Consider the following 22,897-nt stretch of genomic DNA (forward strand, 5'->3'; position numbering starts at 1 on the left):
CACCTTTTGTGTATATTTACCTATTTTGATGCAACCTTGACCATTTACCACCTTCGTCTACCACTTTTGGTAATCACCTCTCTTTACTTTACGCCGACACCTAACACAAACTAAAAATTAATAACCTATTGTATTTTAATTACTTTTATTTAATTTCAACAAAAATAAATCATACTGGCATTCATATTGCTTTGTGGCTAACAACTAGCAAAATCACATTCGAGGCAATGATGATGAATACAGAACATTCAGTTATTGGAAATGTATCCTTAGTAGGCGCTGGGCCAGGTGATCCAGACTTACTTACCGTTAAGGCGATTAAGGCGATTGAGCATGCGGATGTCATCGTGTACGACAACCTAGTCAGTGAGGATATACGTGCTCTGTTCCCTTCCCATTGCAAGCTTGTTTATGTCGGAAAAGCAAAAGGCTGCCATAGCTATAAACAAGAAGAAATCAACCAGTTAATCGCTAATTTTGCGCTCGATGCAAATAACGTATGCCGTGTAAAAGGCGGAGACTCGTTCGTGTTTGGGCGTGGCGGAGAAGAAATGCTATTTCTCACCAAACTGGGAATTAATGTCAACGTAGTTCCGGGCATTACCGCCGCATCAGGGTGTTCAACTTACTCCAACATCCCCCTAACCCACCGAGGCTTAGCGCAGGGTTGTACATTCATCACCGCTCACGCGGATAAGAAGCTTGAAATTAACTGGTCGGCGTTAGCCCAACTCAACCAAACGTTAGTCATTTATATGGGCCTGACCAAAGCGCCACTCATACAGCAGCAACTAACCAGCTCAGGTATGAACGCCGACAAACCAGTCGCGATTATTGAAAACGGCTGTACGCCACAACAAAGAACGATCATAGGCGAGTTATCCGAGCTATCCGAATTGATAACGCGTCATTCAATAAAGTCTCCGGCCTTAATTGTAATAGGTGACGTTGTCACCGTATCAAGCCAAATGCATTGGTTACAACAACTTAATAACAAGAATATGGAAGTTCTTTCCGAATCAAGTTTACGTAGAAGCGCCTAATTACACGGCCATGAAAAGTCAGAATCACTAAGGGAATGAGATTATGAGTAAGCAAAAAATCATTGTGGTCGGTAACGGAATGGTTGGCCATAAATTTATAGACACGTTGATCCAGTCTGAGCAGAACAACATTGAAGTCGTGACATTTTCTGAAGAGCCTCGCTTGGCTTATGACCGTGTTCAATTGACCTCATATTTTACAGGCAAAACAGTCGATGATCTGTCGTTAACCAGTGAAGGTTACTATCAGTCAAACGGCATTAAATACCTGCTGAATGAGAAAGTGAGTCAAGTAAATCCAGACGACAAACAGATTGTCACTTCTTCAGGCCGTGTAGAAAATTATGACAAATTGGTGCTTGCGACAGGTTCGTACCCTTTTGTGCCACCAATTCCTGGTAACGAAAAAGAGTTCTGCCATGTCTACAGAACCATCGAAGATTTGGACGAAATCGAACGCTCAAGTGAAGAAAGCAAAGTTGGTGTGGTGATTGGTGGTGGCCTTCTGGGTCTGGAAGCAGCGAATGCAATCAAAAACCTAGGGCTAGAAACGCATGTTGTTGAGTTTGCCCCACGTCTAATGGCTGTTCAGCTTGACCAGGATGGTGGTGATTTACTTCGCCGTAAAATTGAAGCACTGGGTGTTACCGTTCATACAGAAAAAGCGACTACAGAAATTATCGATGGTAACGAATGCCGTTACAGAATGAATTTTTCCGACGGCACTCATATTGATACCGACATGATCGTCTTTTCGGCAGGTATTCGCCCACAAGACGAGTTAGCTCGTAATAGCTCCATAGAGATCGGTGAGCGTGGCGGCATCGTGATTAACAATCACTGTCAAACTAACTACGACGATATCTATGCGATTGGTGAATGTGCATTGTGGGAGCAACGTATTTTTGGCCTGGTAGCGCCAGGCTACCAAATGGCGAAGGTTGCAGCTCAACATATCCTTAGCACTGATGAAGCAGCCCAATTTACGGGCGCAGATATGAGCACCAAATTGAAATTAATGGGTGTCGATGTCGCGAGTATTGGTGATGTCCATGGCCAGACTGCAGGTGCTTTGTCATACACATACAAAGATGAAATTGAACAAGTTTACAAACGCCTGATCGTCTCTGAAGATAAAAAGAAAATTGTTGGCGCCGTCTTAGTCGGTGATGCGACTGCCTACGGAAATCTGTTACAGATTCGCCAGAACGATCTTCCATTACCAGAGAACCCATCCGTGTTAATTCTGCCTAACGTGGCTGAAGATGAATCTGCTGGTCTGGGTATTGACGCTCTGCCTGACAGTGCTGTTATCTGTTCATGTTTCGATGTGACCAAAGGCTCGATTAAACAAGCTGTAGCTGCTGGCTGTACGACGATGGCTGCGCTAAAAGAGACGACTAACGCGTCAACAGGTTGTGGCGGTTGTAGTGCACTGGCAAAACAAGTACTCGACAGCGAATTAGAAAAGCTCGGCGTGGAAGTGAACAACCATGTTTGTGAGCATTTTGCTTATTCTCGTCAGGAACTCAGTGATCTTATTCGTGTAAACAAAATCAAAACGTTCGATGAGCTGTTAGAGCAATACGGTCAAGGGCTTGGCTGCGAAGTCTGTAAACCTACCGCAGGTTCTATCTTAGCTTCCTACTGGAACGACTATATCTTGCACGATGATCATATTGAGCTTCAGGATACCAACGATATTTATCTTGGTAACATGCAAAAAGATGGTACCTACTCTGTCGTCCCAAGAGTCGCAGGTGGTGAAATTACCCCTGAGAAACTCATCGTAATTGGCGAAGTCGCTCGTGATTTCGACCTTTATACCAAAGTCACTGGTGGCCAGCGAATCGACCTGTTTGGTGCACAGCTCAATGACTTACCTTTAATCTGGAAACGACTCGTTGATGCGGGCTTTGAGACTGGCCACGCCTACGGTAAATCCGTTCGTACCGTAAAATCCTGCGTAGGCAGCACTTGGTGTCGCTACGGCGTTGGCAATAGCGTCGGTTTCGCTATCGATTTGGAAAATCGTTACAAAGGCCTTCGCTCCCCTCACAAGCTCAAATTTGCTGTATCTGGCTGTACTCGCGAATGTGCTGAAGCTCAATCAAAAGATATCGGTGTGATAGCGACAGACAAAGGATGGAACCTCTATGTCTGTGGTAATGGCGGTATGCGCCCTCGCCATGCCGATTTACTGGCAACAGACCTGGACGACGAAACGTTAATTAAGTATGTCGATCGCGTTCTGATGTTCTACATCCGCACCGCAGACAGACTGCAGCGTACTTCCGTCTGGCTTGAGAACCTCGAAGGCGGCATTGACTATCTCAAAGAAGTGGTGATTGACGACAAACTTGGGTTAGCAGATGAGCTGGAAAAATCGATGCAAGACAGCTTGGCAAATTACCAGTGCGAATGGAAAACCACCTTGGAATCTCCAGAGAAACTGCGTCGATTCAGCCACTTTATTAACAGTCCTGATCGTGATGAATCACTTCAGTTCGTTACCATCAGAGAACAGAAATTTCCGAAAAACACAGCAGAAGAGCTTGCTATCGAAGTGGTCGAAGTTAGCTGATACCAATCTAGATATTTAATTTTAGGAGAATCGATATGAGTAACTGGATATCAATCTGTGAATCAACTGCCATCGCACCCAACACCGGAGTTTGCGCCAAAGTAGATGATAAACAAATCGCGGTGTTTTTCAGCCAGCGCACTAACTCTTTGCACGCCATTTCTAACTTTGACCCTATTGGTAAAGCCAATATTTTATCGAGGGGGATTCTTGGCTGTGTGGGAGAGGTATTGTGTGTTGCCTCGCCTTTATACAAACAACATTTTTGTCTGGAAACAGGCAAATGTATCGAAAACCCAGAGTATAACGTGCCGATTTATGAAGTCCGAAATAACAACGGCATGATCGAACTGAGACAGTAACGAGAAGCAAACGCCAAAAACTGTGGCATTGCCTTAACAACACAATCAAGGCAATGCCTTCGAAATGAATCTTATAAGGATTATTGAACATGGAAAGCTCAAAATTCACCCTCTTTTCTTTTAGTGGAAAAATGAAGATCCTCCATTTAAGCTGGATGGCATTTTTTATTACCTTTGTTGTTTGGTTTAACTTTGCACCATTGCTACAAATGGTCAAAGAATCACTTGGCCTTTCAAGCCAGGAAATTAAAACCTTGTTGATTCTAAACGTTGCACTGACTATCCCAGCGCGCGTGCTTATCGGCATGTTTACCGATCGATTTGGTCCGCGAATTGTGTATTCAGCACTGCTGGCTATCTGCTCCATCCCATGTTTTATGTTCGCCTTTGCAGATTCGTTTATACAAGCAGCCATTGCACGATTCCTGCTTGGCTTTATCGGTGCAGGTTTCGTTATCGGTATTCGTCTTGTTTCGGAATGGTTTCCGCATAATCAACTCGGAACCGCGGAAGGCATTTATGGTGGTTGGGGTAACTTTGGCTCTGCAGCAGCCGCATTTACACTACCAACTCTAGCATTAGTCTTTGGTGGCGAGGACGGCTGGCGCTATGCGATCGCTTTGACGGGTGTAATGAGCCTTCTGTTCTCTGTTGTGTTTTACAAGAACGTATCTGACACACCAAAGGGGGCAACTTACTTCCGACCTAAACACTTGTCAGCAATGGAAGTGACATCAAAAGGCGATTTCTTCTTTCTTTTAGCGATGAAAGTACCAATGTACGCTGTACTCGCACTACTGGCATGGAAGTTATCACCAAGCAATATCAATATGCTTGAACAAGGTGTGGTAAACGCGATTTACGCGGGTCTCGCATTGCTTTACGTCATCGACGCGAATCAGGTTTGGAAGGTCAACAAATCGATTTTCAAAAAGCCCGTTGAACCTATTCATCAGTACAAATTCAAGCAAGTAGCGGTTCTAAACGTCCTGTACTTTGCAACATTTGGCTCTGAACTCGCTGTAATTTCCATGTTGCCACTTTTCTTTTCTGAAACCTTTGAACTATCACCGGTCGTGGCAGGCATGGTGGCATCCGCTTACGCATTTATGAACCTGATGTCGCGTCCGGGTGGTGGTCTAATCTCAGATAAGTTTGGTCGTAAACTGACACTACTCATTCTGACAGCAGGCCTTGCCGTGGGTTATTTCCTGATGGGACAAGTCAATGAAAGCTGGCCAGTTTGGTTAGCTGTGGCTGCTGCAATGTCTTGTTCATTCTTTGTGCAGGCAGGTGAAGGCGCGGTATTTGCAACGGTTCCACTTATCAAGCGTCGAATGACAGGGCAAATCGCAGGTATGACAGGCGCGTACGGCAATGTTGGTGCGGTGACTTATCTGACCATCTTGTCGTTTGTCTCATACCAAACCTTCTTCTTCGTGATTGCTGGTACTGCAGTGATCGGGTTTGCTGCTCTGATGTTTATGGAAGAACCATCAGGAAAAATTGCAGAGGTTAACGAAGATGGTAGCGTCACTCTGATTGATGTGTCTCACTAAATTGCATCAGTATTAGAGGTTTATCGGGAGATATTGAGCTTTACTGATTTATATATGCAAAGAATCACCAAATTAAGTAATGCCTCAATATCGTTCAAGAGCTCGACCAGTTTTGGTTGGGCTTTTGTTCTTGTTTCTTTTGATTGTGGGAAAGTGCGGCAAGGAAGGTATCAATGTTAGTTCAGGAAAAGTCAGCTCAAGAAATACAACATATCGAATTTTCCGGATGCTCTTTGGTGGGTAAACGAGACGAAAATCAAGACGCCTTTATCGTCAAGTATCCAACGACTCGCGATGAATTGATTCACAAAGGGGTTGTGGCTTGTATTGCTGATGGCGTGAGTTGCAGTAATCATGCTCAACAAGCCAGCCAGACCGCCACCACTCAATTTGTTACCGATTACTATGCAACCCCCTCAAGCTGGAGCATTAAGCGTTCTGCGATTGAATTACTCACCAGTTTAAATAGTTGGCTCTATAGTCAGGGCAAAGATCAACTTTACCATAATGGCATGGTGACGACTTTTAGTGCCATTGTGATTAAATCCAATACTGGGTACATTTTTCACGTTGGTGATAGCAGAGTTTATCTCTATCGCGATGACACTCTGACTCTCCTAACCCGGGATCATCAACGCACTAATTTCGGCCACCAAAGTTATCTGACTCGAGCCCTTGGTATGGATGAAAAAGTCGAAATCGACTTTCTCACATTAGCGCTCAAAGAAAACGACACCATAGTTTTAACCACAGATGGGGTGCATGAGACCTTAACTCATGAGGAAATCAAACAACAAATTAGCAGCGCAGACTCCTCTGAAGCCCTTTCACAGGCTTTATGTAACAACGCTTTATTCAAAGGAAGCACTGACAATGTAAGCTGTACCGTATTGAAGGTAAAAGAATTACCCAGCTTCAACTTGACTGAATACCAAACAGCCTTACTCGCGAACAACATTCCACCAGCATTACACCAGGGTCAAAGCCTGGATCATTTTGAAATATTAGATACCCTCTACGAAGGCCCACGCAGCCACGTCTATCTCGCTTTTGATCGACAAAAAGGTGGCAATGTTATTATCAAAGCGCCATCGCTCAATTACAGTGACGATCCGGAGACATTAAAACGATTTGCCAACGAGCAATGGTTCTCGACTCAGTTGGACAGCCGCCGAGTAATGAAAATGTATCCAAGGCCCGTTCATTCAAAATTCATCTATCAGGTTTGCGAATATATTGAGGGAATAACGCTGCGCCAATGGATGCATGACCACCCTAACCCACCTTTGGATTCAGTGCGGGAAATACTGGATGGCATCGTAAAAGCAGTGAGGGTTTTCCAACGTGCGGATATGGTGCATCGCGATTTGAAACCCGAAAACATCATGATCACACCAAATCGTGAGGTAAAGATCATCGATTTTGGTACGGTTGAGGCAAAGGGTCTGCGCGAGATACAACAAGAAGAAGCCACGTCGTTTCCGCTTGGATCGGTCAACTATACGGCTCCCGAGTACATCAATACTGGGGAAGCGAGTACACTCTCTGATCTTTTTTCTATCGGCATTATCGGCTACGAAATGCTCACCGCTCATCTGCCGTATAAGGAACATTCACAGCAAACACTGCAGCAGGCTCGGCACGTAAGGTGGGATTACCACTCGATAAAAGAGTATCGGGAAGATATTCCGCTATGGGTAGATCTCGCGTTTAAAAAGGCGACTGCCGAGATTCCAGCTAATCGGTATCAGGCTCTTGGTGATTTTATTGCTGATCTTTTCACGCCCAATACCCAACTATTAAACGGTGTCGACAACAAACCTTTATTAAAGCGCAACCCCATTTTATTTTGGAAGTCCCTTGCTTTGCTCGCTTGCACTGCTGCAGTGATTGAAGGGCTACTTTTACTGCGCTTTACCCCCAATTAACCGCAAGAAGTAAGAGAATTTTTCCGAAGCTAAAAATAATTGTAGATTTAGTGGCCCTAAATCATGATGATAAAGTAATAAACACATGGAAGCGTTAAAGGAGTTAACGGTGAGCTCAGAAGAAGCAACGATAATGTTGGTCGACGATCACCCACTATTTCGCAGTGGGTTGCGACAACTGATTGCCTTGGAAGAAGGTTTGCAAGTGATTTGTGAATACAGCAACGGAACTGATGCAATTGAAAGTGCCGTAGAGCATGATCCGGACTTGATTATTCTCGATCTTAACATGCAAGGAATAGACGGCTTAGAAACTGTTCGCCAAATGAGAGAAAAAGGCGTCACCTCCCGTGTTGTGATGCTGACCGTTTCGGACAATGAAGATGATGTTCTTAACGCAATTTCCAGTGGTGCGGATGGTTATCTGCTGAAAGACATGGAACCAGAAGACATTGTGACTAACATAAAGCAAGCCGTACTAGGACAACTTGCCTTGTCTGACAGACTGACCAAAGTACTGCTTCAGTCATGCAATAAACCGAAAAAACCTGCGCAAGAAAGCCCTCTCAAAACGCTCACCAGTCGCGAACTTGAAATTCTATCACTCATCTCTAAAGGCATGAGTAATAAGCTCATCGCTCACGAATTGAGCATCACAGACTCGACAGTAAAAGTCCATGTCAAAAATCTTTTGAAAAAGCTCAACGTCAGTTCCCGCTTAGAGGCCGCAGTCTGGATGATAGATAACCAATAGCTCGATCTTTGAATGACGACTTGCAGGAATTGAAAACCTAATAACACCATTCTAAATTCAGCATGATCACATCGACCTCAACGGAAAGAGGCTTAAGGAACAATACCAATGTAACGACTAACACCGCATTCACTTACATTGGATATAGACGACGAAAAGGCGATAAGTTTACCTTACTATGAGTCCCTGGAATCCGTTGGTGGTGAAAACAAACATTGCCAGCGTTGACGCCACGTTAGCGAGGGCTGGCAGACGTCTCGAAACATATCCTGCCACTCGGCAAAGGTCACTTTTATAGGGTTAAAGCTGTTCACTGGTTTAGATATCCCATAACGTACCGTTTCGACCTCAGGCTCAAAAGAACCAAATACACGATCCCAGATGATAAGTACGCCCGCATAGTTTTTATCTATGTATTGTCGATTGATACCGTGATGTACACGATGGTGAGACGGGGTATTAAATACCCATTCCAATGGACCAAGCGAGCGTATCGACTGAGTATGAACAAAAAACTGTAACCCCAGATTGAGCAATACCGCGAAGATCACCCATTTCGGTTCAAAGCCTATCACCACTAAAGGCAACCAAAAGATCCACATACCGGCAAGCGGATACATTAAGCTTTGACGAAAGGCAGTACTAAAATTCATTCTTTCAGAGCTATGATGGACAACATGAGCCGCCCACATCCAGCGAATACGATGGCTAGCGCGATGAAACCAATAATAGAAAAAATCTTGAAGAACCAAGAGCATTAAGAACGTAGAAATACTGATTTCAATGTCAAAAAAGCGCCAGCCAAAAAGCCATAAATAAAGTTGAGAGATAAACAAACCTGCGAGAATATCTGTCGCTTGGTGAAGACCGGCCAAAACAAAATTACATGTCACTTCAGGTAGGACATAAGTTGCGTTCTTCGGTAAACGACCTCGGCGCTGGCCGAACCAGTACTCTGAGAATATGCAGAGAAAAAATATTGGAGCCAGAATCAAAAGCAGCAGCTCAGGACGCTCCATCAATATTGACCAATCCATCTCTTTGCTACCATTTTGCGTAGTGATCTTCGGTTAAGCCGACGACTTCATTCAACTCATGCTTCTTGCCATTTCCATCAATGACAAAGCCATTAAAATGTCCCATATATTGACGAAAATTACTTTTGAGAAGCCAGAAATTCTTTCTTTCTGAACGACAGTTTAACGGCGTGAAATTGAGTTCAACTCGCCCATCCTGAGAGGTGATTTTCCATTCTTCATGCGGGTTATTGCGTGAAAAATGAAAGTGCACCGGCGCCAGCAAATGACGCTCACCATTCACCCAAAGCACATTTTCGCAATAGCCCGTTTCGTTGACACCCACGGCGAGATTAAGACCTAAACGATCGGAGTCTTGCATATGGTTGATACTCGCCCATCGCCAACTTGTTTCTCTTCGCATGTATCCTGCCGAAAAATCGTACCCTGCAGAAACTTTACTCAGATCTTGTTCTTGACCCAGAATAAACAGGTTACCAGCGACCGATAAGCCATTGTGCTTTTGCGTATACGTCCAGCCTGAGTAACCCGTTGGCGTGCATAACATCAACGGGCTGCTTTGGGGTTCAGGATGTAAGCTGATTACCGCATTGACTGAGCCAGACACAAAATGGACGTGCCACGTACCTTCCTGGATGGAAAACTGGATCGCGTCATCCGCCAGAGCCGCGGAGCTTGACCAACTTGATGGCTCAGTTTGATAACCAAGATTGAAAGGTTTCAGCCACTGCTGTTCAACGAGTTCGTTGTTTTTAATGTCATAAAGATAACAAAAACCAGAGGCCAAATAACGAATATCAGCGATCGCAATGCCTATGAGATACTCAGGAGTAACCAGAGAGACAAACTGGAATTGCTTGTAGCCGAAATACTTACGCAATTTCGATGCAGGTCGGTCCATCTCATTCCGGTATTCGAAGCGATCAAGCTGTAACGATTTAGGCATGGCTTCAAGAAGACCAAACGTTGGGGTGCCGTCCGTTTGAATAAACGACTCCAGTGGGGTGCGGCTCGTCATGTCATAATCTTGTCGGGTTAACATATGCAAACAATAACATTAATTTAACAAATGACATTTGCGCTGACGCACAACAATGTCATTTCGTCTCATCGACATAAGCTGACATTGTCGCGTGCGTCTCAGTGAATTTAGCCGATGTTATCTAGACAAAACCCAAAGTGGAGTGGTGAATTTCGGTTACGTAAGAATATTTGTTACTACTTCAGTTTTTACAGAGTTAGCAATAAAACAGTTTTCATGCGCCATATGATGCATTTTTTCTAACTGTTCGTGCGTGGGCTGTTTGTCGCCCGAAAACACGATGCTGGGATTCAACTCCACACGAGAAACCCACTCTTTACCATTGTCCCCTTTTGTGAGTTCACCTTCAGCAGCGTCAATATAAGAGTCGATGACATACCGACGTTTGGCGGCTATCGATAAAAACACCAACATATGGCAGCTCGAAAGCGCCGCAACAAACGCTTCTTCTGGGTCGACGTTTTCCGCCACGGATAGAGGAAGAGGTACGACATGAGGGGACGGAGAAGCAGGCACCTGCAAGCCGCCGTCAAACGTCCACGTGTGCGCGCGACTGTATTGATTATCGCTGAAAATCTCGCTTGCTTGGCGCTGCCACTGAATAGTGGCGGTGTGCTTACTCATACGAACTTCCTATCTATTTGAATATCTGCGTATTGCTCTAATGTGTGGCAGGTGTTTGAGCGACCTGCCATAAGGTTCAAATTAGTTGAAATATGACAATAGTCGATGGAACCAAGTGATCTCTCCATAGGCAATCAAATCATAAATGGTAAAGAAGATCATACAGATAATGGCTAATTTGGCTAAACGGTAAACAATAAACATGACAAATTCCTTTGTTTTTTGACAGTTTACTATCACCTACGCTATTTATAAACTCAGATGAACATTCGTTCTCTTTTCATAAAAAAGCATGAATAGCGCCGAGTATACAGAACAAGGTTATTAGGTGGTTTTTATGGGGATCTATATGATTAGTAGCCGGACGAGATTATGCAACGACACTGTATAACTATTTCTCTAACTCATTTTTAACAATTTGAACTTACGTCAAAAAAATATAGTATTAGATGCCATACACTTGCAAAAAACTTATACCTATTACCATTTTTTAATGCAAACATTTCGCTTATCTAACTTAAATCTCCGCTATAAGACCGCTTTATACTTCTCACTTGGTTTGCTTGGAATGGTACTAAGTTGTTTATTTATCGTTCGTTATTTTTTCCTGTACAGCGTCAATCAACTAGAAGACATGGAAATAAACCATGCAAACCAGCAAGCACTCGCTGTGGTTGATTTGATGGTCTCCCAACAGACGACTAACTCTTATGACTGGGCATATTGGGATGAAACTTACGATCTGTTTCTAGAAGATCCCGACATCGCAGGTTACACCGAGCGAAACCTGTATATAGAAACGCTTAATTCATTGAATTTGGACATGATGTCGTTTGTCACGCTGTCAGGCCAAGAATTACTCTCACTGGCTCGAGAAAAGTCGTCTACGTTATCGACTAAAGCTGTGCATCATCCGCTCATTCAACAACATATAGCGTCGATGAATCAAAAGTCGGATGCTCATCCAACCCACCTTTCTGGATTATTGAAAATTGATCAAACCATCTGGGGACTGAGTTTAACTCCGGTAAAAAACAGTGAGGCTAATCTTGCCTCAAATGGATGGTTGTTGTGGGGAAAAAATTTGACGACACGCTTTCCCGGTGACTTTACGTCTATTCTCTTCGCTCAAAACTCATTAACTCCCCTATTCTCTCCACCAACTGACGATGATCTTGTACAAGAGATTAAAAAATCCTCGGCAGGTATTACAAAATCTTCCATGTTGAGAGATCTGGAAGGTTCTCCCATTGCATGGGTAGAGACAGAAATGAAACGTGATTACTACTCTAAAGGTAATGCTTTATTTCTCTACTTATTCGCCGCTGTCGGGGTGGTGGCATCAATTATAGCAATGGCGACGTTTTTCATTTTCAGAAAAAAAGTGTCAGCTCGATTCAATCACTTCGCTGACAATATGCACAAAATCGCGTCGGAATATAAGCTTGAAGGGGTTCAGTCAATTAGCGCTGATGAACTGGAACTAGCGTCTAAACTGGTGCAGAAGCTTTCTGACAATACGTCGATGACACAATCGAAGTTAAAGGATTCAATGCATAACTTCAGCGCGTTGTATAATAGTTCTTCGCTGGGTATGCTTTTTGTGATTGAGCGAGAAATTGTCGATGCCAACCCCCGAGCGTTAGAAATACTCAATCATCAAAAGCCGGATTTGATTAAACGTCCTCTCGAATACCTTTGTTCTCACAATCTAGGCGAATCTCGACTCGAAGAGATGCTGATTGAGTTAGAAAACGGCAGAACATTGTTTGAAGCGCAACTTCTCGACGGTCAAGGTGATACGATCGACTGTCTAATAGAAGCCGCATTCATCCAACACCACGGCCAGCATGCGATCATGCTGCTAATTCAGGACATCCGGGAAACAAAACAACAAGCCGAGATGATCCAAAAATTGACCGATTTAGACCCTGTGTCGGGTTTCTGTAATCGTCCCGTCATCGTCGAAGCGCTTGATACGTTGGTGAAAACTCAACCCAATCAGTTCTCGTTCATTTTGCTAAAAAGTAAGCAACTTAAACAGATCGCGGAGGTATACGGACACCAAGTGTTTGATGAAGCCGTAGTGCACATTTCTCGGTTGATACGTGAGGCGTTGGGGCAATATAAAATTGGTCGTATCAGTGAATATGAATTTGTCGTCCTAATTCCTAAAGGTGTAAACCATCATGATGTCATTGAATCCACTAACCATCTGTTAAACCAACTTTCCTATAGGACCGTATTTGCAGACATTACTGTGTCTCTTAATAGCAAAGCCGTGATGATGGATCCTCAAATTACGCATCAGCCAGCCGAACATCTGTTGATGGCTGCTCGCCACTCCGCACAATCGTTAAGCGGACGTCAGATTCGAGAGGTTTTCGTTACTGGTGAAGCACAGTCTGATCAAGCAGAAACCGTAAATATTATTAACCGTGATTTAGAAGCGGCAATACATCAAGACGCCATCATTCCGCACTTCCAACCCATTGTTGATGCACAATCCGAAGATGTAATAGGTTTCGAGGCCCTTGCTCGCTGGCAACACCCGGATTTAGGTATGGTTCCGCCTGATGTTTTCATACCAATGGCTGAACAAAGTAAACTCATTATTGAGCTTGGAGAGTCCGTTCTTAAACAATCTTGTGCATTTATTGGACAACTTAACCAAATTCGCCATGCTAAAGGACTACCACAGCTTTCGGTTCACATTAACTTAAGTGCCCGTCATTTTTATCACTCAAGGCTTATTTCATACCTCACGACGCTGATTGATGAGTACCAAATCTCTTCAGGAAGTATTGTGCTTGAAATTACCGAAAGCATGTTAATGGGGACTGAAGCCGACTCAATTCACTGCATTAATGAGATTAAGCGCCTCGGCGTTCTACTTGCGCTAGACGATTTCGGTACTGGCTTTTCCTCATTCAGCAGTATCTGCAACTTCCCGTTGGATATCGTTAAATTAGACAAGTCCTACGTTGATGAAATTGAATTCAATGACCGAGCTAAAACACTGGTACGTAACATCGTCAATATGTCGCAAGAGTTAGGACTAACGATCGTTGCTGAAGGCGTAGAAACAGCAAGTCAGGTGCGTAAGCTCAAAGTCTGGAACATCAATAACCTACAAGGTTTCTATTTTTACAGACCGATGCCAATGGATGCTGTACTTAAAACGTTCTCTGGTCATCAGGTCAGCGAGTTGCTCTGATAGAGGGGGAAAATGGCTCCAACTCTTTCCCCGCTCCTTGTTATCCTTTGTTCAACCGTATCGGGTTGTTCAAACTGCCATCCCATTAAATAAATCTATAGCGCTGTGCTCATACTGTCCCTGTTACTTGCGTATATACTTTAAATAAGCTTTTCAATAAGTCCCTGTCACTGCACTAGGAGGACTGTATGAAATGGATACGAATATGGCTATTACCGCTTATCCTGTTTGCTAGTCAGGCATTGGCTAACACGGTATGGATCGTCCCGGTCAACGGTGCTATTGGCCCCGCTATTAGTGATTACCTTTCCAGAGAAATAGAACAAGCCCAACAGGAAAACGTCAGTTTAGTCATTTTAAGGATGGACACACCGGGCGGACTGGATAGCTCGATGAGAGACATTATTCATGCCATCACTACTTCCTCCATTCCCGTCGCAACATGGGTTGGACCATCGGGTTCTCGAGCAGCCAGTGCGGGTACTTATATTCTTCTTGCCAGCCACGTCGCAGCAATGGCAGAGGCTACAAATCTTGGCGCTGCTACCCCTGTCGCATTGGGTGGTGGGGCACCAGGAGCCCCTTCCCCTAGCGACGATCAAAACGAAAAAGCCAAAGACCAACAAGAAACTGAAGATGGCACCTCTGAAAAAGTCCCAGCTAAAACAGCGATGGAAAAGAAAGTCATCAATGACGCCAGAGCATATATAAAAGGGTTGGCTAAGCTTCACGATCGCAATGCTGAATGGGCGGAAAAAGCCGTGAGTGAAGCGGCAAGTCTCGACGCTCAGGAAGCGCTAAAGCTGAATGTCATTGACTATATAGCAAATTCACCCGAAGAGCTGGTTCAGGCTATTAACGGAACAACCGTTAAAATAAACAATCAGCCCGTGACATTATCATTGGAAAACCCTGTCTGGGTAGAAAGAGTCCCTGATTGGCGTGCGGAAATGCTTGCCGTCATCACCAATCCCAACGTTGCTTACATTCTGATCCTTATTGGTATCTATGGTCTACTTTTAGAGTTCTACAATCCCGGAATTGGCTTACCCGGCGTATTAGGTGGCATCTGCTTGCTACTTGCGATGTACGCACTTCAGATGATGCCCGTTAACTACGCTGGTCTGGGGCTACTACTACTCGGCATTGCGCTAATGATTGCCGAAGCATTTAGCCCGAGTTTCGGAGTTTTGGGCTTGGGCGGTGTGGTTGCCTTTATTCTCGGTTCGATATTCCTGATGGACAGTGACTTACCAGGTTTTCAAGTCGCATTGCCTTTAATATTTGGTCTTGCCATTTTTTCAGTTGCGCTGATCATTCTGACTGTCGGTATGCTAGTGAGAATACGCCACCGAAGGGTCACGACTGGTCTTGAAACCTACCCTGGCAAACAAGCAGTCGTAAGTGATGATTTCATTGACGGTGAAGGTCGCGTGCAAATGGATGGCGCATTTTGGACCGCCAAAGCTGAATTAAACCAAGGACTCAAACAAGGTGACCAAGTTACCGTTGTCAATGTGAAAGGGCTAACCTTAACGGTAAAGCCAAATGACCGCCCTAATGAATAGGAGGCGAATATGTTGCTCTACACTGTTTCTGTAATCCTGGTTCTGTTGATCGCACTAGCGACACAAATTTTCAAAGTTCTGCGCGAGTACGAACGTGGCGTAATTTTCTTCTTGGGTCGATTTCAAGAGGTAAAAGGCCCTGGCCTGATCATCTTGATTCCCTTTATCCAACAAATGGTGCGCGTAGACCTGCGAACTGTCGTGTTGGACGTACCGACACAAGACCTTATCACGAAAGATAATGTGTCTGTTCGCGTAAACGCTGTGGTCTATTTTCGCGTCGTCGACCCGCAAATGGCTATCAACAATATTGAGAGCTACAGCGAGGCGACCAGTCAGTTAGCGCAAACAACGCTTCGTTCAGTATTAGGGCAGCATGAGCTAGATGAACTTCTTTCTGAGCGAGAGCGACTCAATAAAGATTTGCAGTCCATCCTCGATCAACAAACGGATGACTGGGGGATTAAAATAGCCACCGTTGAAGTTAAACATGTCGATTTGAATGAAAGTATGGTTCGAGCGCTTGCTCGTCAAGCCGAGGCGGAGCGTAATCGTCGTGCAAAAATCATCCATGCGACTGGTGAATTAGAAGCGTCTAACAAGTTAAAAGAAGCGGCACAAATGCTAAATGAAGCACCAAATGCCTTGCAATTGCGCTATATGCAAACGCTAACTGAAATTACCACCGATAAAACTTCGACAATTATTTTCCCGATGCCAATTAATTTAGTTGAAGCGGTACAAGATATTGCGAAAGCAGTGAATAAGGACAAAGAAAAGAAAGAGCAATGAGCAGAGTAAATTGAAATTAATTTCGACTCGATAGACAAAAGCCGCAGCGTACCAAAGCTGCGGCTCTTTTTATTCTCCGAACTTTCTGTTCTGGAGTTATCAAGCCACTTTATCTGACCTGAAGTTACCCAGTAGTGCATTGTACAACTCATTGTCGCTCAATATGCCGACCAACTGGTTATCTTCAACCATCAATAAAGGCTGGTTACTGCGCTGCTTAAGCTCTATCGCTTCACGCATACTGATATCCGGGCTAACCTGAACCAACGTATTTTCTTTCACATCATCAAGGTTCGATGATTCGCTATCCCAAAGAATCAACAGCTTATCAGTATCGATTAACCTCAATCCTTTCGGATCTTGCGACACCCAAATGTCTTTATCAGCGCAGATGAGAACACGTTCTTCTTGACGTACCAGAGCATCACACGACTGCATTAAAGAACGGCCTTTAAGCACGTTTAACGGGTTAGTATGTGCCACGAAGTCAGCCACATAATCGTTTTCTGGTGTCAGAATGATCTGTTCTGGCTTGCCATGCTGAATCAGTTTGCCCGATTCCATAATGGCAATGTTGTTACCAATTTTAAGTGCTTCATCCAAGTCATGACTTACAAATAATATCGTTTTATTCAACTTCTCTTGGAGCAAAATCAGTTCATCCTGAAGCTGCGCACGAATTAATGGGTCAAGTGCTGAAAACGGTTCGTCCATCAATAAGATGTCAGTGTCCATCGAAAAGGCGCGAGCCAAGCCAACACGCTGCTGCATACCGCCAGAAAGCTCATGAGGAAACTTGTTTTCCCACTCTGACAATCCCACCATTTCTAACTGTGCACGTGCTTTTTCACGACGCTCAGCTTTGCCAATGCCTTGCATTTCCAGTCCAAACGCCACGTTATCTAAGACCGATAACCAAGGCATCAAAGCGAACTTCTGAAATACCATAGAAACACGATGAGTACGTAAATGGCGAAGCGTCTGTTCATCACAGTTCGCCAGTTCCACCATGTCGTCACCATCTTTGATTTTCAGTGAACCACGGGAGATATCGTTCAATCCGTTCACAGTACGAAGCAAGCTGGATTTACCCGAACCGGATAAGCCCATGAGCACACAAATTTCACCTTGTTTCACGCTCAACGATACGTTGTCCACACCAACGACCTGACCAGTTTCATCGATAATTTCTTGTCGCGATTTACCTTGGTCTAGCAGGTTCAGCGCTTGCGTTTGCTGTTGACCAAAAACCACATCAAGGTTTTCAATAGTAATTGCGTCCATGATTACGCCTCCTTCTGGTTTGGTGCTTTACACAAGCGATCAAGGATGATTGCAACAAGAACAATCGCTAATCCTGCTTCAAAACCTTGTGAGATGTTTACGGTGTTTAGCGCACGTACAACCGGCTTACCTAAACCGTCAGCACCCACTAGCGCCGCAATAACCACCATTGAAAGAGACAGCATGATACATTGCGTCACGCCTGCCATGATACTTGGTAATGCCGCAGGTAACTCCACCTTAAACAGCAGTTTCATTCGGCTTGCACCAAACGCTTTACCTGCTTCCAACAACTCTTCCGGCACTTTAATGATGCCTAGATAAGTCAATCGAATTGGAGCCGCAATGGCGAAGATAATCGTTGAGATTAGCCCCGGTACGATACCTAAACCAAACAGAACCAGTGTCGGGATCAGGTATACAAACGTTGGTACGGTTTGCATCAGGTCCAAAATCGGTCTGAGTAATGTATATAACCAAGGACGATGCGCAGCCATAATTCCTAAAGGCACACCAATTAATACGGAAATCGTTGTCGCAGCAAAAACAAGGACAAAGGTTTCCAGCATCTCTTGCCAATAACCAAGGTTAAGAATCGCGAGTAACGCAAGCACGATAAATACAACAAGAGGAAGACTACGATGTAGGAACCACGCAATTGCCGCCGTCATAATGATTGGAGCCGCAGGTGGCATCCATTTGAAAATATCCACCACAAACATAATGATGGTTTCAAGTGTAATTGAGATAGTATCAAAGAACCCGGACGCATTGATGGTTAACCAATCAACACCCGTTTCCATCCACTGCCCTAATGGTAGTTTGTTGTCCGTAATAATATTCACAATAAACCCTTTGTGTTAATGAAGTGGGCATCACCGCCCACTACTATCCCCAAATCGTTACTCAAGTTGAGTTTCTTGGGGTATAAATCGAATTAAGCGTTTGTTTTTAGGTACGCTGTGATCGCTGCCTGTGCATCCTGGCCATCGACCGTTTTCACATCCTTAAGCCACGCTTCGATTTGATCTTGATTCGCGTTTAACCACGCTTGTGCCGCTTTTGATGGCTTTTGCTTCTGGTTAAGAATCGCTTCCATTAACTCGTTTTCCATTTCTAGGCTGAACTCTAGGTTTTTCACTAGTTGACCTACATTTGGACACTCAGAAAGGTAGTTTTTACGTACGTTTGTGTAGACATTCGCGCCACCGTAATTTGGGCCGAAGAAGTCATCACCGCCTGAAAGGTATTCCATTTCAACGTTATTGTTCATCGGGTGCGGAGCCCAACCCAGGTAAACAATCCACTGGTTACGACGCACTGCGCGTGAAACTTGTGACACCATGCCAGCTTCACTCGATTCGATAAGGCTGAAGCCTTTTAAACCAAATGCATCGCTGTCGATCATAGATTGAATTAACCGGTTACCATCGTTACCTGGTTCGATGCCATAAATGCGGTCTTTAAACTTGTCAGCATGTCTTACCAGGTCAGCAAAGCTCGTTACGCCCGAGTCATAAACGTATTTTGGTACCGCAAGCGTGTACTTAGCTCCGACAAGGTTCGCTTTAACGGTTTCGACGGTGCCAGCATCGCGGTATTTGGCGATATCGCCTTCCATTGTTGGCATCCAGTTGCCCAGGAAAATATCAATGTCACCATTGGCCATTGATGAGTAAGTTACGGGTACAGAAAGCAGATCTGTCTTGGTCTTGTACCCTAACCCTTTTAGTATTTCTGAAGTAACGGCGGTTGTTGCTGTAATGTCTGTCCAACCTACATCAGCAAATCGAACGGTTTCACACTGATTTGCGTAAGCACCGGTTGCTAAGGTACTTAACGCGATAGTTGATACAATTTTCGTCATCTTAGACATGTTTAGTTCCTTGTAATGATTACTGACTATTTGTTGATTATTTGAATTATGAGATTGAATCTAAATTTCTTTTTGGTGGATGCATTCGTTGCATCTCTTGCCAGTTCGGTGCAATCCAAACTGGAGTATTGTTTGATTTTTGTAATGCGTTCCCGAGGATCATATCCGCAGCGCGTTCGGCAACCATGATGGTTGGCGCATTCAAGTTGCCGTTTGGAATGGTTGGGAAAATAGATGAATCCACAACACGTAATCCTTGGATGCCACGTACCTGACACTGCTCATCCAGTACGGCTAACGGGTCATCGTCCGCGCCCATTTTGCAGCTACACGATGGATGGTAAGCACTCTCTACGTTCTGCTTCACCCATTCATCAATTTGCTCGTCAGTCGTGATGTTTAAACCTGGCTGAATCTCATCGCCACGGAACTCGTCCATCGCTGGCTGATTCAAGATTTCACGTGTCAGACGGATACAATCACGCCAATCCTGCTTATCTTGCTCGGTGGAGATGTAGTTAAACTCGATCTTCGGCTTGTCGTTCGGATTCGATGAAACAACTTCTACTGAGCCTCGGCTTTCTGGCTTATTAGGGCCAACGTGCACCTGGAATCCATGACCATCAAAGGCAGCCTGACCGTCATAACGCATCGCAGCTGGTAAGAAATGGTATTGAATATTCGGCCACTTCAAGCCTTCACGAGAACGAATAAACGCGCACGATTCAAAATGGTTGGTCGCACCGAGGCCTTTACGGGTGAGAATCCACTCGGTACCGATTAACCCTTTACTCACCAAACCTAACTTACTGTTAAGCGTGATCGGCTGTTTACAGTGATATTGAAAGTAAACCTCCAGATGGTCTTGCAGGTTTTTACCCACGCCTTCCAACTGGTGATTCACCTCGATACCTGCTTTTTCCAGCACATCTTTAGGACCAATACCGGAAAGTTGCAGCAGCTGTACCGAACCAATTGAACCCGCACTAGAAATCACTTCACTGTTTGCAAAACACTGCTTAACAGAACCTGATTGCTCGAATTCAACGCCGACCGCTTTCTTGCCTTCAAGTAAAACGCGGTGGACGGTGACTCGCTTCATTAACGTGAAGTTCTTACGCTTTTTAGCACGGCTTAAGTACGCATTAGACGTCGAAGCACGCACGCCTTTATCAACAGTCATATGCATCGGACCAAAGCCCTCTTGCTGGTAACCGTTGTAATCATCCGTTTCTGGGTAACCCGCATCTTTACCAGCTTCGATAAACGCTTCGTATAGCGGGTTAAGCTTCATGTCATTACCGTTGCAGGTACCAACAGGGCCATTATCGCCACGGTATTCGTCCGCGCCACCAACCCAAGATTCCGCTTTACGGAAGTAAGGTAAACACGCCTGATAGTTCCAGCCTTTTGCGCCCTCTTCTTCCCACTGGTCGAAGTCGCAAGCATGACCACGTACGTAAACCATGCCGTTAATAGATGAGCTACCGCCAAGAACTTTACCGCGAGGACAGTGCAGTTGGCGTCCATCAAGGCCGTCTTCTTTCACGGTCTCGAATTGCCAAGCGTATTTTTCGGTGTTCATCGGATAAGAAAGTGCTGTTGGCATTTGGATAAAAATACTCTTATCTGTGCCGCCCGCTTCTAGCAATAAAACAGAGTGCTGACCACTTTCACTCAAGCGATCCGCTAAAACACAGCCGGCCGAACCCGCACCGACGATAATATAATCGTAGCGTTGTTGCATTTTGATTCTCCTGGAAGGTTTAAGCGTAAGGGCTTTCGAAATCGCTCAGTTGAACTAGTACGCTCTTGGTTTGCGTATAGTGCTTCAGTGTTTCGACGCCGTTTTCGCGGCCAATACCTGATTGCTTATAACCGCCTACTGGCATTTCTGCCGGAGAATCACCCCAGGCATTAACCCAGCAGATACCCGCCTGAATCTTATGAATAACGCGATGTGCACGAGAGAGGTTCTGCGTGAAGACACCCGCTGCCAGACCATACTCCGTGTCGTTCGCACGCTCGATAACCTCTGCTTCATCACTGAACTTAAGCACAGACATAACAGGGCCAAAGATCTCCTGCTGTACGTGACTCATGCTATCGTCACAGTCGATAAATACCGTTGGAGCAACGAAGTTACCGTTAGCAAGGCCATTTTCCGTAACTTTGTAACCACCGGTCAAAAGGGTCGCGCCGCTTGCTTTCGCTTCTTCAATTGCAGACAACACTTTGCCTTCGTGCTCTTTTGAAATTAGAGCGCCAATTTGCGTGTTTTCATCAAGGGGATCACCGACAACCAGCAGTTCAGTACGAGTTTTAAGCTGCGCCACGAATTCGTCGTAAATGGATTCATGAACAAATACGCGGGTACCGTTGGTGCATACTTCACCTTGAGTGTAAAAGTTTGCAACCATGGCAGCCGACACTGCATCATTCAGTTTTGCATCTTCGAATACGATCAGTGGTGACTTACCACCCAGTTCCATGGTGACTTGTTTAAGTGATTTCGCGCTGTCACCCATAACGACTTTGCCTGTACCGCACTCACCAGTGAACGAGACTTTCGCAATATCCGGATGCGCCGTTAGCATTTGGCCAACACGGTAATCACCCTGCACAACATTAAATACACCGTCAGGCATGCCCGCTTCTGAGTAAATTTCAGCCAGTTTAAGTGCTGTCAGAGGCGTTTCTTCCGATGGTTTGAAAATCATTGCGTTACCAGCAGCAAGCGCCGGTGCGGATTTCCACATCGCGATTTGAATTGGGTAGTTCCAAGCACCTATACCCGCACAAATGCCGAGAGGTTCGCGGCGTGTGTAGAAAAACTGGTTTTCATTAAGCGGTTGTTGTTCGCCCTGTAAGCTAGGCGCTAAGCCCGCATAGTATTCCAGTACATCAGCACCTGTCGTAATATCAACAGCGTTTGCTTCTTGGATTGGCTTACCTGTATCCGCTACTTCTAGTGCGGCTAATTCGTCATTGCGTTCGCGTAGAATCGCAACGGCTTTGTTAAGAATACGGCTACGTTCGATTGCCGTCATTGCAGACCATACTTCAAAGCCGCGTTTTGCAGACTCAACCGCCGCTTCCATATCATGCTGATTTGCTTGTTTAACATTGGCTAACGGCTCACCATTAGCCGGATTGTATGTGGTGAAATGCTCTTCAGAGCTTCCGGTGTACATTGCACCGTCGATGTAATGTGTTTTCATTTCCAT

Annotated in this window: 18 protein-coding genes; 9 read left to right on the top strand and 9 right to left on the bottom strand. The window is 44.8% G+C overall.

Annotation, left to right across the window (positions count from 1 at the left end; genetic code table 11):
- Positions 1-233 precede the first annotated feature (233 nt).
- The 6 genes from cobA (at position 234) to narL (ending at position 8,230) form a co-directional block, all read left to right on the top strand.
- Entirely contained in the window at positions 234-1,043 is an 810-nt protein-coding gene (gene cobA, locus L9Q40_RS11000) for a uroporphyrinogen-III C-methyltransferase (protein WP_014234000.1), read from the top strand.
- Positions 1,044-1,086: 43 nt separating this feature from the next.
- Positions 1,087-3,627, top strand: a complete 2,541-nt coding sequence (gene nirB / locus L9Q40_RS11005; protein ID WP_498793302.1) for a nitrite reductase large subunit NirB — start codon at positions 1,087-1,089, stop codon at positions 3,625-3,627.
- Between the two features lie 35 nt (positions 3,628-3,662).
- The gene (nirD, locus tag L9Q40_RS11010; protein WP_498793303.1) at positions 3,663-3,989 is read left to right on the top strand and encodes a nitrite reductase small subunit NirD; all 327 of its coding nucleotides are present in this window, start codon (positions 3,663-3,665) and stop codon (positions 3,987-3,989) included.
- An 89-nt stretch (positions 3,990-4,078) separates the two neighbouring features.
- Positions 4,079-5,548 (top strand): NarK family nitrate/nitrite MFS transporter, encoded by a 1,470-nt coding sequence (locus L9Q40_RS11015; RefSeq protein WP_020333804.1) that lies wholly within the window; start codon positions 4,079-4,081, stop codon positions 5,546-5,548.
- 173 nt (positions 5,549-5,721) lie between these two features.
- A complete protein-coding gene (locus L9Q40_RS11020) occupies positions 5,722-7,476 on the top strand; it encodes a bifunctional protein-serine/threonine kinase/phosphatase (RefSeq protein ID WP_498793304.1) in 1,755 nt (584 codons plus the stop codon).
- Positions 7,477-7,585: 109 nt separating this feature from the next.
- A complete protein-coding gene (gene narL, locus L9Q40_RS11025; RefSeq protein ID WP_498793305.1) occupies positions 7,586-8,230 on the top strand; it encodes a two-component system response regulator NarL in 645 nt (214 codons plus the stop codon).
- 176 nt (positions 8,231-8,406) lie between these two features.
- Here the strand turns inward: narL and L9Q40_RS11030 are convergent, their stop codons facing one another.
- The 4 genes from L9Q40_RS11030 to L9Q40_RS11045 form a co-directional block, all read right to left on the bottom strand.
- On the bottom strand, positions 8,407-9,267 hold the full coding sequence (locus L9Q40_RS11030; protein ID WP_498793306.1) for a sterol desaturase family protein: 861 nt from the start codon (positions 9,265-9,267) through the stop codon (positions 8,407-8,409).
- A gap of 7 nt (positions 9,268-9,274) precedes the next feature.
- On the bottom strand, positions 9,275-10,285 hold the full coding sequence (locus L9Q40_RS11035) for a DUF2804 domain-containing protein (protein ID WP_498793307.1): 1,011 nt from the start codon (positions 10,283-10,285) through the stop codon (positions 9,275-9,277).
- 180 nt (positions 10,286-10,465) lie between these two features.
- Positions 10,466-10,933, bottom strand: a complete 468-nt coding sequence (locus tag L9Q40_RS11040) for an OsmC family protein (RefSeq protein ID WP_065303466.1) — start codon at positions 10,931-10,933, stop codon at positions 10,466-10,468.
- Between the two features lie 81 nt (positions 10,934-11,014).
- Positions 11,015-11,137, bottom strand: a complete 123-nt coding sequence (locus tag L9Q40_RS11045) for a membrane protein (RefSeq protein WP_014233989.1) — start codon at positions 11,135-11,137, stop codon at positions 11,015-11,017.
- A gap of 364 nt (positions 11,138-11,501) precedes the next feature.
- Between L9Q40_RS11045 and L9Q40_RS11050 the strand changes: the two genes are divergently transcribed.
- The 3 genes from L9Q40_RS11050 (at position 11,502) to L9Q40_RS11060 (ending at position 16,510) form a co-directional block, all read left to right on the top strand.
- Positions 11,502-14,150 (top strand): bifunctional diguanylate cyclase/phosphodiesterase, encoded by a 2,649-nt coding sequence (locus L9Q40_RS11050; RefSeq protein WP_498793308.1) that lies wholly within the window; start codon positions 11,502-11,504, stop codon positions 14,148-14,150.
- Between the two features lie 188 nt (positions 14,151-14,338).
- Entirely contained in the window at positions 14,339-15,718 is a 1,380-nt protein-coding gene (locus L9Q40_RS11055; protein ID WP_498793309.1) for an NfeD family protein, read from the top strand.
- 9 nt (positions 15,719-15,727) lie between these two features.
- Complete coding sequence (locus L9Q40_RS11060) at positions 15,728-16,510, top strand: slipin family protein (RefSeq protein ID WP_014233986.1); 783 nt, start codon at positions 15,728-15,730, stop codon at positions 16,508-16,510.
- Positions 16,511-16,609: 99 nt separating this feature from the next.
- On the opposite strand, the gene choV is transcribed toward L9Q40_RS11060, so the two are convergent.
- The 5 genes from choV to betB all read right to left on the bottom strand — a co-directional run bounded on the left by choV (position 16,610) and on the right by betB (position 22,897).
- The gene (gene choV, locus L9Q40_RS11065) at positions 16,610-17,794 is read right to left on the bottom strand and encodes a choline ABC transporter ATP-binding protein (protein WP_118120311.1); all 1,185 of its coding nucleotides are present in this window, start codon (positions 17,792-17,794) and stop codon (positions 16,610-16,612) included.
- Positions 17,795-17,796: 2 nt separating this feature from the next.
- The gene (choW, locus tag L9Q40_RS11070) at positions 17,797-18,639 is read right to left on the bottom strand and encodes a choline ABC transporter permease subunit (protein ID WP_041170393.1); all 843 of its coding nucleotides are present in this window, start codon (positions 18,637-18,639) and stop codon (positions 17,797-17,799) included.
- A gap of 92 nt (positions 18,640-18,731) precedes the next feature.
- Positions 18,732-19,670 (bottom strand): choline ABC transporter substrate-binding protein, encoded by a 939-nt coding sequence (locus tag L9Q40_RS11075; protein WP_498793310.1) that lies wholly within the window; start codon positions 19,668-19,670, stop codon positions 18,732-18,734.
- A 46-nt stretch (positions 19,671-19,716) separates the two neighbouring features.
- Positions 19,717-21,417, bottom strand: a complete 1,701-nt coding sequence (gene betA, locus L9Q40_RS11080; RefSeq protein WP_498793311.1) for a choline dehydrogenase — start codon at positions 21,415-21,417, stop codon at positions 19,717-19,719.
- Positions 21,418-21,436: 19 nt separating this feature from the next.
- The gene (gene betB, locus L9Q40_RS11085; RefSeq protein ID WP_498793312.1) at positions 21,437-22,897 is read right to left on the bottom strand and encodes a betaine-aldehyde dehydrogenase; all 1,461 of its coding nucleotides are present in this window, start codon (positions 22,895-22,897) and stop codon (positions 21,437-21,439) included.

This window comes from Allocatenococcus thiocycli (assembly GCF_921292965.1).
Lineage (GTDB): Bacteria > Pseudomonadota > Gammaproteobacteria > Enterobacterales > Vibrionaceae > Vibrio > Vibrio natriegens.